The sequence below is a fragment of the Roseovarius autotrophicus genome (genome assembly GCF_018069895.1).
In the GTDB taxonomy this organism is placed as follows: Bacteria; Pseudomonadota; Alphaproteobacteria; order Rhodobacterales; family Rhodobacteraceae; genus Roseovarius; species Roseovarius autotrophicus.
Genome location: NZ_JAGQDH010000003.1, coordinates 256,882 through 271,789 on the forward strand (window position 1 = coordinate 256,882; position 14,908 = coordinate 271,789).

Here is a 14,908-nt window from a genome sequence, read left to right on the forward strand (position 1 = left end):
CCATAGATGCAGGCGCATGGTGCGGGGTGCAAGGGGTCAGACATGGGTGAGAACGTCGCGCAACATCGGCGTGAGGCGCGCGGCCCAGGCCTGTTGTTGCGACGGCGTGGTGATCAGGTCGTTGCGCAGTTCGATCAGGATATTGGGCCGCTCAAGCGCGATGGCATGCCGGGCGATGCTGTCGCCGGGCAGGTGGCCGCCATAAGGCTCGTTGTCGCCCACGCAGAGATCTGGCTCGGAGCGGAGCCGCGCCAGCAGCGGGCGCGCCAGCCGCTTGTCGGCGGCATGGAGCAGGCCGATATGCCACGGGCGCGGGGGGCGGCCGCGCAGTTGCGGGGTAAAGCTGTGGATCGAGAGAATCGCGGTATCGGTGCGCCGCGCCGCGAGATCGGCCAGCGCGTTGTGATAGGGGCGGTAGAGCCGGTTGAGGCGGCGCGCGAAATCGTCGTCGGTCACATGGCGGTTGGCGGGGATCACCGTGCCGTCATAGAGCTTCATCACCAGCGTCGGGTCATCTTCGCCCCGGTTCGGGTCGATCACGAGGCGGGAGAAGTTCGTGGCTATGAGCGGCGCATCGAGCGCCCGTGCCAGTGCCTGCGCCAGCCCCGCCGCGCCCACATCATAGGCAATATGGCGCGCCATGTCCTCAGGCGCGATGCCGAGCGTGCCGCCATTGACGAAATCGGGCACGGTATTGGCGGCGTGATCGCAGGTCACAAGCCAGCGGGAGGGGCGCGCGGCGCCCGTGATGTCATAAGGGTGATACATGATCCGGGTTGGCTTCTTTTGCCGGACTCGTCTAGGACAGTTGCCGGGAAAAGGGAATTGGGTCATAAGCCGAAATGAAACCGTGTTAGCGATAACAAGGCCATGACGACCACGAAGGAGAGCAGATGAGACGTCACCGCAAAGTCAAGATCGTGGCCACGCTTGGCCCGGCCTCGTCGGATTACGACACCATCCGCGCGCTGCACGAGGCGGGGGCGGATGTGTTTCGCCTCAACATGAGCCATGGCAGCCACGACGAGATCGCCGCGCGCCATGCCATCATACGCCGGATCGAGGAGGAGCTTGACAGCCCCATCGCCATTCTCGCTGATCTTCAGGGGCCCAAGTTGCGGGTGGGCACCTTTGCGCACGGCGAGGAAGAACTGATCGAGGGCGCGGACTTCCGGCTTGATCTCGACGAGACCGACGGCGATTCCACCCGTGTCTGCCTGCCCCATCCCGAGATATTCGCCGCTCTTGAACCGGGGGTGCAGCTTCTGGTGAATGACGGCAAGATCCGCCTCAAGGTCAAGGACTGCGGCCCCGATTTCGCCGAGTGCGAGGTGACGGTGGGCGGCACGATTTCCAACCGCAAGGGTGTCAACGTGCCCGATGTGGTGCTGCCGCTGGCGGCGCTTTCAGAGAAGGACCGCGCCGATCTCGAATTCGTCTGTGAACTGGGCGTGGACTGGCTCGCCCTCAGTTTCGTGCAGCGCCCCGAGGATGTGAACGAGGCCCGCGTGCTGGTGCGGGGGCGCGCCGCGATCATGTCGAAGATCGAGAAACCGGCGGCGGTGAAGTGCTTTGACGACATTCTTGCGGTCTCTGACGGGATCATGGTGGCGCGCGGCGATCTGGGCGTGGAACTGCCTGTCCAGAACGTGCCGCCCATCCAGAAGCGGCTGGTGCGCAAGTGCCGCGCGGCGGCCAAGCCCGTGATCGTGGCGACGCAGATGCTCGAATCAATGATCGAAAGCCCGATGCCCACCCGCGCCGAGGTTTCGGACGTGGCCACGGCGATCTACGAGGGCTCGGACGCGATCATGCTGTCGGCTGAATCGGCGGCAGGCCAATACCCGGTCGAAGCGGTGCGGACCATGGACAACGTGGCGCGTGAGGTGGAAAGCGACCCCACCTATCGCGAGGTGATCGAGGCCAGCCGCAAGGTCAACCGCCAGAGCGTTGCCGACGGCATCGTCGTGGCCGCGCGCGAGATCGCCGAGACCACGGATATCAAGGCCATCTGCTGTTATACCGAATCGGGCACCACCGCCCTCCTGACGGCGCGCGAACGTCCGCAGGTGCCGATTATCGGACTGACGAGCCTGCGCGCCACGGCGCGGCGGCTGGCGCTGACATGGGGGGTGAATTGCGTGATGACGCCGGAACTCACCCGCTTCAAGATGGCCGTGATCAATGCCGCCCGCGCCGCTCGCGCACAGGGCTATGCGACCGAGGACGATCAGATCGTGGTGACTGCGGGCGTGCCCTTCAACGTCCCCGGCACCACCAACATCCTGCGCGTTGCCCCCTGCAAGGAAAGCTTGATTTACGCCACCGATCCGGGCTGAGATACAGACACACTGTCGCGGCTGCCTTGAGGAGGAGGATGGACCCGGATCTGGCCATGGCCATCGGAGCGGTGCTGGGGGTCCTGTCGGTGCCGTCGCTGGTGTCGGCCATGTCCGAGGGACGGCCGCCGCGCGTCGGTGCGCTGGTGCTGGTGACGGCGGCGGGGCTTGTGATCTGGGCGATCTCGGTCAAGCCCGGCGGCTACGCGCCAATCGAAGTGCCCGCCCTCATCGTCGAGGCGGTCGCCCGTTTCCTGCCTTGAGGGCTGTCCGGGCGTCTTGATTCACGGGTTGATTCACGGGCGCGTGGCGTCTATACGCCAGCGGTGGCCTGAAGGGCCCGAGTCATCCACAATCACGCCGTGGTCGGCCACTCCCGTCGCTGGGGGCCGTATCCGGCAAGGAGAAGCGACAATGAAACTTCATGAACTTCGCGACAATCCCGGCGCGACGAAATCCAGAAAGCGTATCGGCCGTGGCCCCGGTTCGGGCGTCGGCAAGACCGGTGGCCGTGGTATCAAGGGCCAGAAATCCCGTTCGGGCGTGGCCATCAAGGGCTATGAGGGCGGCCAGATGCCGCTTTATCAGCGTCTGCCCAAGCGCGGATTTACCAAGCCCAACCGCAAGGCCTATGCGGTGGTCAACCTCGGCCTGATCCAGAAATTTGTCGATGCGGGCAAGATTGACGCGGGCCAGCCCATCACCGAGGACGTGCTCGTGGCCTCGGGCCTCGTGCGGCGCAAGCTTGACGGAATCCGCGTTCTCGCCAAGGGCGAGATCACGGGCAAGCTCGACATCGCTGTGACCGGCGCGTCCAGATCCGCCATCGACGCGGTGGCCAAGGCCGGCGGTTCGCTTTCGGTCACGACGGCTCCGGCCGCCGAATAAGAGGTTGTGAGCGGTCCAGCGCCCGCTTACATAGGCCTCAGGTTTTCCGATGACGCCGCCCGAGCTGGAAACCGGCTTTGGCGGCGTTCGCACATGAAAGAGACCCTCGCATGGTATCTGCAGCAGAGCAAATGGCGGCCAATACAAGCTGGTCCGCGCTTGGCAAGGCGACCGATCTCCGCAAACGCATCCTGTTCACGCTCGGGCTGCTGATCGTCTACCGCCTTGGCACGTTCATTCCCGTGCCGGGGATCGACGGTGCGGCGCTGCGCGAGTTCATGGAGGGCGCACAGGCCACCATCGGTGGCATGCTCAGCATGTTCACAGGCGGCGCGCTTGGCCGGATGGGCATTTTTGCCCTCGGGATCATGCCCTATATCTCGGCCTCGATCATCGTGCAGCTTCTGTCGGCCATGGTGCCCTCGCTTCAGCAGTTGAAGAAAGAGGGCGAGCAGGGCCGCAAGAAGATCAACCAGTATACCCGCTATGGCACCGTGGGCCTTGCCACGCTGCAAAGCTATGGTCTCGCCGTGAGCCTGCAATCGGGCGACATGGTGACCAATCCGGGTCTGTTCTTCATCGCGTCGTGCATGATCACACTCGTGGGCGGCACCATGTTCCTGATGTGGCTGGGTGAGCAGATCACCGCGCGCGGCGTCGGCAACGGCATCTCGCTCATCATCTTTGTCGGCATCATCGCAGAGGTTCCCGCGGCACTGGCGCAGTTCTTCGCCTCGGGGCGGTCGGGCGCGATCAGCCCGGCGGTGATCATCGGGGTGATGGTGATGGTGGTGGCCGTTATCGCCTTCGTGGTGTTCATGGAGCGCAGCCTGCGCAAGATCCACATCCAGTATCCGCGTCGGCAAGTGGGGATGAAGGTCTATGACGGCGGCTCGTCGCACCTGCCGGTCAAGGTCAATCCGGCGGGCGTGATCCCGGCGATCTTTGCCTCCTCGCTGCTGCTTCTGCCTGCGACCATCGGCACATTCTCGGGTAATTCCACCAATCCGGTCATGTCCACCATCATGGCCTATTTCGGACCCGGACAGCCGCTTTACCTGCTGTTCTTTTCGGTCATGATCGTGTTTTTCACCTATTTCTACACGTTCAACGTCTCGTTCAAACCCGATGAGGTGGCCGAAAACCTGAAGAACCAGAACGGCTTTGTCCCCGGCATCCGCCCCGGCAAGCGCACCGAGGAATTCCTGGAATATGTGCTCAACCGGATCCTGGTTCTTGGCTCTGTCTATCTCACGGCGGTCTGTCTTCTGCCCGAGGTGCTGCGCAACCAGTTCGCCATCCCGTTCTACTTTGGTGGCACGTCTGTCCTGATCGTGGTCTCGGTGACGATGGATACGATCCAGCAGGTGCAAAGCCACCTTCTTGCCCATCAATACGAGGGGCTGATCGAACGATCGCAGTTGAGCGGCAAGGGTCGCAAACGTGGCAAGCGCAAGGGACCGACGCGGCGATGAACCTCATTCTTCTTGGCCCGCCCGGCGCGGGCAAAGGCACGCAGGCGCAGACTCTGGTCGAGACGCGCGGCATGATCCAGCTTTCCACCGGCGACATGCTGCGTGCGGCAAAGGACAGCGGCTCTGAGATGGGGCGCGTCGTTGCCGATGTGATGGCGCGCGGTGATCTTGTTAGCGACGAGATCGTGATCGGTCTCATCCGTGAAAGGTTGCAGGGCGACAAGGCGGGCGGATTCATCTTCGACGGTTTCCCGCGCACGCTTGCCCAGGCCGATGCCCTGGCCGATCTTCTGGAAGAACTGGGCGAGACGCTGGATGCGGTGATCGAGTTGCAGGTCGACGATGAAACGCTGATCCGGCGCATCGTGGGGCGCGCCGAGGAGGCCGCCGCCGCCGGTCAGCCCGTCCGGGCCGATGACAACGAGGAGGCCGTGCGCCACCGCCTGATAGAATATTACAAGAAGACCGCGCCGCTCATCGGCTATTACCATGCCAAGGGGCAGTTGGCCTCGCTCGACGGGCTGGGCGCGATCGACGAGGTGAAGGCGGCGATCGCTGCAGTGCTTGACAAATGAGAGGCGAGGGGCTTGACGCTCCTGCTGAATATCCCTAACACGCACCATCTAATCTGTTGTTGATTCCCTGCGGGGTCGCCCCCCTCATCGAGTCGATCACCTGAGATCAGCCGCGGCCCGAAGCGCAAGCCTCGGGCTTACGTTGTGAAAAAAGGTTCTGGAATCACGGAACCGCAACGAAAAGGAAAAGACACTTGGCACGTATCGCCGGCGTTAACATCCCGACCAGCAAACGGGTCCCGATCGCCCTCACCTACATCACCGGAATTGGCCACACTTCGGCCAAGGCCATCTGCGAGGCGGTGAATATCGACCCCTCCCGGCGCGTCAACGAGCTTTCGGATGCCGAAGCACTGGCGCTGCGCGAGCATATCGACGCCAATTACAGCGTCGAGGGCGACCTGCGCCGCGAGACGCAGATGAACATCAAGCGCCTGATGGATCTCGGCTGCTACCGTGGTCTGCGTCACCGCCGCAACCTGCCGGTTCGCGGTCAGCGCACGCATACGAACGCCCGCACCCGCAAGGGCCCGGCGAAACCCATCGCCGGCAAGAAGAAATAAGGGAGGGCTGGAAACATGGCACGCGATACCCGCCGCACGAAAAAGAAGGTTTCCAAGAACATCGCCACCGGGGTGGCGCATGTGAACTCTTCCTTCAACAACACCAAGATCCTGATCTCGGACGTTCAGGGCAACGCGATTGCGTGGTCCTCTGCCGGCACGATGGGCTTCAAGGGCTCGCGCAAGTCGACGCCTTACGCCGCGCAGCTGGCTGCCGAAGACGCGGGCCGCAAGGCGCAGGAGCACGGAATGAAGACCCTCGAGGTCGAGGTTCAGGGCCCCGGATCGGGCCGCGAATCGGCGCTGCGCGCGCTGGCTGCTGTCGGGTTCAACATCACCTCGATCCGCGATGTGACGCCGATTGCCCATAACGGCTGCCGTCCGCCGAAACGCCGCCGGGTCTGACCCGAGCGATTGCCAACAGGGCCGCGCAGATCGCGCGGTCCTTTACGTCATTTGAAATCCTCGGGCGTCGCCGGCTTTCGGACATGGGGCGGCGACTGGAATGGAGGGACGCATGATCCACAAGAACTGGTCAGACCTGATCAAGCCGGCGCAGCTCGTGATCAAGCCGGGCAACGATCCGCTGCGTCAGGCGGTGGTCGTGGCCGAGCCGCTTGAACGCGGCTTTGGCTTGACGCTTGGCAACGCGCTGCGGCGTGTCCTGCTGTCGTCGCTTCAGGGCGCGGCCATCACCGCAGTGCAGATCGACAACGTGCTGCACGAGTTCTCCTCGGTGGCGGGCGTTCGCGAGGATGTCACCGACATCGTGCTCAACCTCAAGGGTGTAGCGATCCGCATGGAGGTCGAAGGGCCAAAGCGTCTCTCGATCAATGCCAAGGGGCCGGGCGCCGTTACCGCGGGCGATATCTCGGACAGCGCAGGCATCGAGATCCTGAACCGCGACCACATCATCTGTCACCTCGACGAGGGCGCGGATCTTTATGTGGAACTGACGGTCAGCACCGGAAAGGGCTATGTCGCGGCCGACAAGAACAAGCCCGAGGACGCCCCCATCGGGCTCATCCCGATCGACGCGATCTATTCGCCGGTCACGCGCGTGAGCTATGACGTGCAGCCCACCCGCGAGGGGCAGGTGCTTGATTACGACAAGCTGACCATGAAGGTCGAGACCGACGGCTCGCTCACGCCCGAGGACGCGGTGGCCTATGCCGCGCGTATCCTTCAGGATCAGCTTGGCATCTTCGTGAACTTCGACGAACCGGAATCCTCGCTCCGTCAGGATGACGAGGATGGGCTTGAGTTCAACCCGCTTCTTCTCAAAAAGGTGGACGAGTTGGAACTGTCGGTCCGGTCCGCCAACTGCCTCAAGAACGACAATATCGTCTATATCGGCGATCTCATCCAGAAAACCGAGGCAGAGATGCTGCGCACGCCGAACTTCGGCCGCAAGTCGCTTAACGAGATCAAGGAAGTGCTCTCGGGCATGGGCCTGCATCTCGGCATGGATGTCGAGGACTGGCCGCCCGACGATATCGAGGATCTCGCCAAGAAATTCGAGGACGCCTTTTAGGGCGTCCTCTACCACCCCGGGCACTTCCGCCCCAAGGAGAGGGGGCTGACACGCATCAGCCCCCCGGACAAAGCAAAACGCTAAGGAGATAGAAAATGCGTCACGCCAGAGGATACCGCCGCCTTAACCGCACCCACGAGCACCGCAAGGCGATGTGGGCGAACATGGCCGGCTCGCTCATTGAACATGAGCAGATCAAGACCACCCTGCCCAAGGCCAAGGAATTGCGCCGCGTGGTGGAAAAGCTCGTCACCCTCGGCAAGCGCGGCGACCTGCACGCCCGCCGTCAGGCGGCGGCGCAGCTCAAGCAGGACAAGCATGTGGCCAAGCTCTTCGAGGTTCTCGGGCCCCGTTATGCCGAACGTCAGGGCGGCTATGTGCGCGTGCTCAAGGCGGGGTTCCGCTATGGCGACATGGCACCCATGGCGATCATCGAGTTCGTTGACCGCGACCCGAGCGCCAAGGGCGCCGAGGACCGCGCGCGCCTTGAGGCCGAAGAGACCGCCGAGGACTGAAGACGGAACACGATACCGTTGCTTTCAAGCCCCCGCCCGAAACGGCGGGGGTTTTGCCTTGTGGGGCCGGTGCGTTCTTGCAATGGCGCACCGGCCCGCGCATATCTGGCGGGGTAATCGCAAAGTGAGGCCCCCGTTGTTACGCATCCTCTGCGCCCTTCTGATTCTCGCCAGCCCGGCCCTGTCCGAGACGCGTGTACCCGGCTCGCAGGCGGAAATCGCTCTTGGTTTCGCCCCGGTGGTCAAGGCCACCGCCCCGGCGGTGGTCAACATCTACGCCAGCCGCGTCGTTGCCACCCGCGCCAGCCCTTTCCGCGGAGATCCGTTCTTCGAACGGTTCTTTCAGGATTTCGGCACCGTGCGCCCACGGATTCAGAACTCGCTTGGGTCGGGCGTGATCCTGTCCGCAGACGGCATCGTTGTGTCGAACTATCACGTCGTGGGCGAGGCGACCGATATCCGCGTGGTGCTCAACGACCGGCGTGAATATGCCGCGCGCGTGCTTCTGGGCGATGAGGAGGCGGACCTGGCGATCCTTCAGGTGGAGGGCGCACCGGAGCTGCCCGCGCTGGAGTTGCGTGACAGCGACACGGTCGAGGTGGGCGAACTGGTGCTGGCCATCGGCAATCCGTTCGGCGTCGGCCAGACCGTCAGCAGCGGCATCGTGTCGGGGCTGGCACGGTCGGGGGCGGCCATGAGCAATGCACCTGGCTATTTCATCCAGACCGATGCGCCGATCAATCCCGGTAATTCCGGCGGCGCGCTGGTCGATGTGAACGGGCGTCTGATCGGGATCAACACCGCCATTCTGTCGCGCACGGGTGGCTCGAACGGGATCGGCTTTGCCATTCCCTCGGGGCTGGTGGCGCAATTCGTGGCGCAGGCACGCGACGGCAAGGCGGAGTTCGAGCGGCCCTGGGCGGGGTTGGGCGGCCAGCCGGTCACGCCCGATGTGGCCGAGGGGCTGGGGCTTGACCGGCCCGACGGCATCGTGATTTCGCAAGTCCATCCGCAAAGCGGTTTTCTGGGCGTGCTGCAACCCGGCGACGTGGTCGCGGCGGTAGACGGCCAACCCGTGAACAGCCCCGCCGAGATGGTCTATCGTCTGTCGCTGGCGGGGGTTGGGGCCGAGGCCACGATCACCCGACTGCGTGATGGCGCGGCTGAGGAGATCACCGCGGTCCTCATCGCCGCGCCGGATGAGCCGCCCCGCAACCGCATTGTCACGGGGGTGAGCGCGGCGCTGCCGGAGGTGATGCTTGCGACCATCAACCCGGTGCTGATCGAGACCTTTCGTCTGCCTCTTGGGGCCGAAGGGGCCATCGTCGAGGATCCGGGGCCCTATGGCGCGCGGGCGGGACTGCGGGCGGGGGATATCCTGCGCGCTGTCAATGGGATTGAGACGCGCAACAGCGCCGAGGCGGCGCAGGCGTTGGAGGAGGCCGGGCGCGGTCTTGTCCTTGACGTCCAGCGCCGCGGGCAGCGGGTGACGCTGCGGCTCAGGCGTTAGGCGGTGGCGGATCTTTTCGACAGCGACGCCCCCGCGCCGCGCGCCAGCCCCCCGCGCCCGCTTGCCGACCGATTGCGCCCGCGCGTGCTGTCAGAGGTGATCGGGCAGGAGCAGGTGCTGGGGCCGGAGGCGCCGCTTGGTGTGATGCTGGCCTCGGGCAGTCTTGGCTCGCTTGTTCTCTGGGGGCCGCCGGGCGTGGGCAAGACCACCATCGCGCGGCTTCTGGCGGCGGAGACTGACCTGCATTTCGTGCAGATCAGCGCGATTTTCACTGGCGTGCCCGAGTTGCGCCGCGTGTTCGAGGAGGCGCGGCACCGGCGCGACAACGGGCAGGGAACGCTTTTGTTCGTCGATGAAATCCACCGCTTCAACAAGGCACAGCAGGACGGGTTCCTGCCGCATATGGAGGATGGCACGATCCTTCTGGTGGGGGCGACGACGGAAAACCCGTCATTCGAGTTGAACGCGGCGCTTCTGAGCCGGGCGCAGGTGCTGGTTCTGGAGCGGCTCTCGCTTGCGGATCTGGAACGGCTGGCGCAGCGGGCCGAGCGTGAATTGGGCCGTGCGCTGCCGCTCGATGGCCCTGCGCGCGAGGCGCTGCTGGAGATGGCCGATGGCGACGGGCGCGCGCTTCTGAACCTGATCGAGCAGGTGGCGGCCTGGCGCGTCGAGGGGCGGCTTGATACGGGCGCGCTCTCGGCGCGGCTGATGAAGCGGGCAGCGCAGTATGACAAATCGGGCGACGCGCATTACAACCTCATTTCAGCGCTGCACAAATCGGTGCGTGGCTCGGACCCGGATGCGGCGCTCTACTGGCTGGCGCGGATGCTGACGGGGGGCGAGGATCCGCGTTACCTTGCCCGCCGGATCACGCGTATGGCGATCGAGGATATCGGACTTGCCGATCCGCAGGCGCAGTCGGTGTGCCTGCACGCCTGGGAAGCCTACGAGCGGTTGGGCAGCCCCGAGGGGGAGTTGGCGCTTGGGCAGGCGGTGATCTATCTCGCGCTCGCGCCCAAGTCGAACGCGGGCTATGCGGGTTTCAAGGCGGCGCTGCGCGAGGCGAAACGCACGGGAAGCGAGCCGCCGCCCAAGCATATCCTGAACGCCCCCACAAAGCTCATGAAGGAACAGGGCTATGGTGCGGGCTATGCCTACGACCACGATGAGGAAGACGGGTTTTCGGGGCAGAATTATTTTCCCGAGGGCATGAAGCGGCCCGTTCTCTATGCTCCGCCCGAGCGCGGGTTCGAGCGAGAATTGAAGAAACGGCTGGAATATTTCGCGAAGTTACGCAGCCGCAAGGGTTGAGCGGATCGCCGGGATTTCGGCTCCATGTCGCTTTTGAACGTGGCGTTTGGCGTAAAAAACCTTGTGATCAAGGGTGGCAACGCGGGAAATTTCGTGTTTTGATAAAGGCATGTCGTTTTTGAGCATCCAGACAGGACGCCTGACCAGGAAGCTGAAATCCAAGGCCGCGCTTGCGCGCCTTGCAACGACGGATAAACCACAAAACAGGGAAAACTCATGACCAGGAAAACCGACCAGATGCTGATGGACAAGCTGGCGATGGCGGCCCGGACGGGCAGCATCTCGCGGCGCTCGTTCATGCATTACGCCGCCGTGGCGGGGGTGACCGCCTCGACCGCCACCGGGCTGTGGAGCAAATCCGCCGCCGCCAACCCCACCCGCGGAGGAACGTTCCGCTGGGGTGTGCATGACGGCAACACCTCTGACTCCCATGATCCGGGCACCTATGTGACCCGGCAGATGATCTATCTGGCGCACACTCATCGCAGCTATCTGACGATGATCACGCCGGAAAACACGCTTGGCCCCGATCTGGCAACCGGCTGGGAGGCCAGCCCCGACGCCGCCGAGTGGACCTTTTCGCTCAACGAGAACGCCACGTTCCATAGCGGCAAGAAATGCACCGCGCAGGATGTGGTGGACAGCCTCAACTATCACCGCGGCGACGACAGCACCTCGGCGGCCAAGGCGCTTCTGAGCGATGTGACGGATATTCGCGCTGATGGCGATTACACCGTCATTATAACGCTCTCCCGCGGCAATGCCGATCTGCCCTGGCTGATGACCGACTATCACTTCGCGATCTGCCCCTCCAATGGCGATGGCACGATCGACTGGCGCTCGGGTGATGGCACGGGGCCTTACAAGATCGAAACGGGCAGCTTTGGCATCCAGTGGGAACTGAGCCGCCACGACGGCTGGCATGGCGAGGGGGCGTGGTTCGACCACGTCAACATGATCGTGCTCAACGACCCCAACGCGCGGCAGACCGCGCTTGTCACGGGCGATGTGGATGCGGTCTCGCTCATTGAGCTCAAGACCATGGCGCTGTTGCAGCGCAACCCGGACATCAACGTGGAAAACGTCCCTTCGGGCGGCGCGATCACCATGCCGATGTTCTGCGATACGGCGCCGTTCGACGATGTGCGCGTGCGCACCGCGCTCAAGCTGGCGATGGACCGTGACGAGATCATCGAGAAGATCGCGTTCGGTGCGGCCACCAAGGGCAACGATTTCCACCTTTCGCCGGTGCAGCCCTACTGGCCCGACGACATCCCGCAGCGCGACTATGACCCGGATCAGGCAAAATCGCTGCTGAAGGAGGCCGGTCACAACGGGCTTTCGGTCAACATGTCGGTGGCCGAGACCATTTATGCCGGCGCGGTGGACATGTGCGTGCTTTATGCCGAGCAGGCCAAGGCGGCGGGCATCAACATCAACGTCGTGCGCGAGCCGAATGATGGCTACTATTCCGATGTCTGGCTGAAAAAGCCGTTCTCGGCCGTATCCTGGGGCGCACGTCCAACACCGGACGTGATGTTCACGTTGGCCTACAAGGACGATGCCGCCTGGAACGAAAGCCGCTGGCAGAACCCGCGCTTCAACGAGCTGCTGCTTCAGGCCAAGGCGGAGCTTGACGACAATCTGCGCGGCGAGATGTATCGCGAGATGTGCCTGCTCATGCGCGATGACGGGGGCACCTTGCTGCCGTTCTTCAACAACTGGGTCTATGCGCGCGGCAAAGGCGTCGAGCGCGCCGAAAATATCGCCGCAAGCTGGGAATGCGACGGCGCTCGCGCCGCGAGCCGCTGGTGGTTCTCGGCCTGATCGCGGCCCATTGAGACGGGCCCGGCCCCCGCTGCGGGGGCCGGTGCTCACTTTGGCGGGAAAGCCGGGAAAAAACGGCACCGCCCACGAAAAAAGCCGTTACGCTGAGGGCAGGGAGTCTGTGCAGCGGCGCGGGAACACAAGAAACAACAGGAGGGAAAGATGGGGGACATCCTTGGGCTTGTGGCCAAGCGGCTCGGTCTGGGACTGGTCATTCTTCTGATCATTTCCGTGATCATCTTCTTCATGGTCGAGCTTTTGCCCGGTGACATCGCGCAGGCGGTGCTGGGGCAGGGGGCGACGCCCGAGAACCTTGCCGCGTTGCGCAGGGAGATGGGCCTCGATCAACCGGCCATCGTGCGCTACCTGACATGGCTCAAGGGCGCGGTGATGCTCGATTTCGGCAATTCCATCGTCACCGGCGCGAGCGTGTCCCAGACTATCGGCACCCGCTTTGCCAATACGCTTTTCCTTGCCGCCTACGCCGCGGCCATCGCGGTGCCGGTCTCGATCATCCTCGGGGTTCTGGTGGCGCTGGCGCGCAACTCGATCTTCGATCGGGTGGCGAATGTGGTCACGCTCACCTCGATCTCCAGCCCGGAATTCTTCCTCGGCTACATCCTGATTCTCTATCTGGCGGTCAAGACCGGCATGTTCCCGGCGATCGCCAGCCTGCGCGAGGGCATGGATTTCGGTGAACTGCTTTACCGGACCTTCCTGCCGGCGCTGACGCTGGTGCTGGTGGTCACGGCGCATATGATGCGGATGACGCGCGCGACGATCATCAACCTTCTGGCCTCTCCCTATATCGAGATGGCACGGCTGAAGGGCACGCCGCCCTGGAAGGTGATCGTCAAGCACGCGCTGCCCAATGCCTGGGCGCCGATCATCAACGTGGTCGCGCTCAATCTGGCCTATCTCATCACCGGCGTGGTGCTGGTAGAGGTGGTGTTCGTCTATCCGGGCATCGGACAGGCGCTGGTGGATGCGGTCAGCAAACGCGATTTCCCGGTGGTTCAGGCCGCTTGCCTGATCTTCGCGGCGACGTTCATCCTGCTCAACCTCGCGGCGGATGTGGGGGCGATCCTCACCAATCCGCGTCTGCGGCATCCGAAATAAGGGGGGCAGGGACATGAGCGTTTTCGTTATCCTCTACTACACGCTGCTTCTGGGCGCGTCCTGCCTGGCCGCCTGGTTCAACAAGCGGTCGGCGTTTTTGCTGATCTTCTCGCTAACACTTGTTTCCTTCGTGCTGGGGATCGTGGGCGGGGTTGCAGCGCTGCGCTTCGTGGCCATCTCGGCAGGGCTTCTGGCGCTGGCGGCGATGGTCGCCTATGCCTTCCGCGAGTTCCTGATCGCGATTGCCTCGCACAACATGGCCAAGGAATTGCGCACAGCGCCGCTGACAGCGGCCTTTGGGATGTTCGTGATCTTCACCTATGCGATCGCGGGCATCTTTGCGCCCTGGATCGCGCCCTTTGGCGAGGCGCAGGTGATTTCCTCGGCCTTCGCGCCGGCGGATGAGACCATGCTGCTGGGCGCCGACCAGCTTGGCCGCGACATGTTCAGCCGGATGATCTATGGCGCACGCAACACCGTGGCGCTGGCGCTGGCGGGGACGGTGCTGGCCTTCGTGCTGGGTGCGATGGCGGGGCTTCTGGCGGCGACGACGGGAGGGATCTTCGATCAGTTCCTCGGGCGCATGTCGGATGTGATCATGTCGATCCCGTCCTTGATCTTCGCGCTGCTGATGCTGTCGATCTTTGGCGGGGAGTTGGCCAATGACACCACAAGTTTCTGGCTGCTGAGCGGGTTCGCGGTGCTGGTGGGGCTTCTTTTCGTCACGGCGGTCGCCGAGGGCAATGTCCTGTCCTGGGTGATCGGGCTTGCGATCATGGCCGGGGCGGCGATCGCCTTTGCCGGGGGGTTCCTTGTGATCTTCAACCCGTCCGAGATCATCCTCATCCTCGTGGTCGCGGTGATCTACAGCCCGCGCGTGTTCCGGCTGACGCGTGCGGTTGCGGGCAACGTGGTGGTGATGGATTATATCGAGGCGGCCAAGCTGCGCGGTGAGCGGCGTTGGTATCTCATCCGCCGCGAGATCCTGCCCAACTCGGCCGCGCCGCTGGTGGCCGAATTCGGGCTGGAATTCTGCTTTGTCTTCCTGCTTATCGCGGGCCTGTCGTTCCTCGGCCTCGGAATTCAGCCGCCCACGGCGGATTGGGGGTCGATGGTGCGCGAGAACGCGACGCTGATTTCGTTCGGTGAACTGACCCCGCTCATCCCGGCGGCGGCCATCGCGCTTTTGACGGTGGCGGTCAACTTCGTGGTGGACTGGATGCTCTACCGCTCCTCCGGCCTGAAGGTGTGA

At 63.8% G+C, this 14,908-nt stretch carries 15 protein-coding genes; 14 read left to right on the plus strand and 1 reads right to left on the minus strand.

Annotated elements, in window-relative coordinates; all coding sequences use genetic code 11:
• Positions 1-36: 36 nt before the first annotated feature.
• Entirely contained in the window at positions 37-768 is a 732-nt protein-coding gene (locus KAK09_RS05875; RefSeq protein WP_210877988.1) for an N-formylglutamate amidohydrolase, read from the minus strand.
• A gap of 125 nt (positions 769-893) precedes the next feature.
• Here KAK09_RS05875 and pyk point away from each other — a divergent pair, with 125 nt between their 5' ends.
• The 14 genes from pyk to KAK09_RS05945 all read left to right on the plus strand — a co-directional run bounded on the left by pyk (position 894) and on the right by KAK09_RS05945 (position 14,908).
• On the plus strand, positions 894-2,339 hold the full coding sequence (gene pyk, locus KAK09_RS05880) for a pyruvate kinase (protein WP_210877989.1): 1,446 nt from the start codon (positions 894-896) through the stop codon (positions 2,337-2,339).
• Positions 2,340-2,377: 38 nt separating this feature from the next.
• Positions 2,378-2,602 (plus strand): hypothetical protein, encoded by a 225-nt coding sequence (locus tag KAK09_RS05885; RefSeq protein ID WP_210877990.1) that lies wholly within the window; start codon positions 2,378-2,380, stop codon positions 2,600-2,602.
• A gap of 151 nt (positions 2,603-2,753) precedes the next feature.
• Positions 2,754-3,227: a 50S ribosomal protein L15 gene (gene rplO, locus KAK09_RS05890; RefSeq protein ID WP_210877991.1), complete on the plus strand. Its 474-nt coding sequence runs from the start codon at positions 2,754-2,756 to the stop codon at positions 3,225-3,227.
• Between the two features lie 110 nt (positions 3,228-3,337).
• Complete coding sequence (gene secY, locus KAK09_RS05895) at positions 3,338-4,702, plus strand: preprotein translocase subunit SecY (RefSeq protein ID WP_210877992.1); 1,365 nt, start codon at positions 3,338-3,340, stop codon at positions 4,700-4,702.
• Positions 4,699-5,277: an adenylate kinase gene (locus KAK09_RS05900; RefSeq protein WP_210877993.1), complete on the plus strand. Its 579-nt coding sequence runs from the start codon at positions 4,699-4,701 to the stop codon at positions 5,275-5,277. Before secY ends, KAK09_RS05900 begins: the two co-directional genes overlap by 4 nt.
• Positions 5,278-5,471: 194 nt before the next feature.
• Complete coding sequence (rpsM, locus tag KAK09_RS05905) at positions 5,472-5,840, plus strand: 30S ribosomal protein S13 (RefSeq protein WP_210877994.1); 369 nt, start codon at positions 5,472-5,474, stop codon at positions 5,838-5,840.
• Between the two features lie 15 nt (positions 5,841-5,855).
• On the plus strand, positions 5,856-6,245 hold the full coding sequence (gene rpsK, locus KAK09_RS05910) for a 30S ribosomal protein S11 (RefSeq protein ID WP_210877995.1): 390 nt from the start codon (positions 5,856-5,858) through the stop codon (positions 6,243-6,245).
• Between the two features lie 112 nt (positions 6,246-6,357).
• On the plus strand, positions 6,358-7,374 hold the full coding sequence (locus KAK09_RS05915; protein WP_210877996.1) for a DNA-directed RNA polymerase subunit alpha: 1,017 nt from the start codon (positions 6,358-6,360) through the stop codon (positions 7,372-7,374).
• Positions 7,375-7,469: 95 nt separating this feature from the next.
• Positions 7,470-7,889 (plus strand): 50S ribosomal protein L17, encoded by a 420-nt coding sequence (gene rplQ / locus KAK09_RS05920; protein ID WP_210877997.1) that lies wholly within the window; start codon positions 7,470-7,472, stop codon positions 7,887-7,889.
• Positions 7,890-8,025: 136 nt separating this feature from the next.
• Positions 8,026-9,399, plus strand: a complete 1,374-nt coding sequence (locus tag KAK09_RS05925; protein ID WP_210877998.1) for a trypsin-like peptidase domain-containing protein — start codon at positions 8,026-8,028, stop codon at positions 9,397-9,399.
• 3 nt (positions 9,400-9,402) lie between these two features.
• Positions 9,403-10,710, plus strand: coding sequence for an AAA family ATPase (locus KAK09_RS05930; protein WP_210877999.1), 1,308 nt, complete (start codon positions 9,403-9,405; stop codon positions 10,708-10,710).
• Between the two features lie 216 nt (positions 10,711-10,926).
• A complete protein-coding gene (locus tag KAK09_RS05935; RefSeq protein WP_210878000.1) occupies positions 10,927-12,537 on the plus strand; it encodes an ABC transporter substrate-binding protein in 1,611 nt (536 codons plus the stop codon).
• A gap of 162 nt (positions 12,538-12,699) precedes the next feature.
• On the plus strand, positions 12,700-13,656 hold the full coding sequence (locus KAK09_RS05940; protein WP_210878001.1) for an ABC transporter permease: 957 nt from the start codon (positions 12,700-12,702) through the stop codon (positions 13,654-13,656).
• 13 nt (positions 13,657-13,669) lie between these two features.
• Positions 13,670-14,908, plus strand: a complete 1,239-nt coding sequence (locus KAK09_RS05945) for an ABC transporter permease (protein WP_210878002.1) — start codon at positions 13,670-13,672, stop codon at positions 14,906-14,908.

What these genes read in the sequence shown, in the direction of transcription:
- KAK09_RS05875 (WP_210877988.1), bottom strand. Translation starts at nt 768, where the DNA reads ATGTATCACCCTTATGACATCACGGGCGCCGCGCGCCCCTCCCGCTGG.
- pyk (WP_210877989.1), top strand. Translation starts at nt 894, where the DNA reads ATGAGACGTCACCGCAAAGTCAAGATCGTGGCCACGCTTGGCCCGGCC.
- KAK09_RS05885 (WP_210877990.1), top strand. Translation starts at nt 2,378, where the DNA reads ATGGACCCGGATCTGGCCATGGCCATCGGAGCGGTGCTGGGGGTCCTG.
- rplO (WP_210877991.1), top strand. Translation starts at nt 2,754, where the DNA reads ATGAAACTTCATGAACTTCGCGACAATCCCGGCGCGACGAAATCCAGA.
- secY (WP_210877992.1), top strand. Translation starts at nt 3,338, where the DNA reads ATGGTATCTGCAGCAGAGCAAATGGCGGCCAATACAAGCTGGTCCGCG.
- KAK09_RS05900 (WP_210877993.1), top strand. Translation starts at nt 4,699, where the DNA reads ATGAACCTCATTCTTCTTGGCCCGCCCGGCGCGGGCAAAGGCACGCAG.
- rpsK (WP_210877995.1), top strand. Translation starts at nt 5,856, where the DNA reads ATGGCACGCGATACCCGCCGCACGAAAAAGAAGGTTTCCAAGAACATC.
- KAK09_RS05915 (WP_210877996.1), top strand. Translation starts at nt 6,358, where the DNA reads ATGATCCACAAGAACTGGTCAGACCTGATCAAGCCGGCGCAGCTCGTG.
- rplQ (WP_210877997.1), top strand. Translation starts at nt 7,470, where the DNA reads ATGCGTCACGCCAGAGGATACCGCCGCCTTAACCGCACCCACGAGCAC.
- KAK09_RS05935 (WP_210878000.1), top strand. Translation starts at nt 10,927, where the DNA reads ATGACCAGGAAAACCGACCAGATGCTGATGGACAAGCTGGCGATGGCG.
- KAK09_RS05940 (WP_210878001.1), top strand. Translation starts at nt 12,700, where the DNA reads ATGGGGGACATCCTTGGGCTTGTGGCCAAGCGGCTCGGTCTGGGACTG.
- KAK09_RS05945 (WP_210878002.1), top strand. Translation starts at nt 13,670, where the DNA reads ATGAGCGTTTTCGTTATCCTCTACTACACGCTGCTTCTGGGCGCGTCC.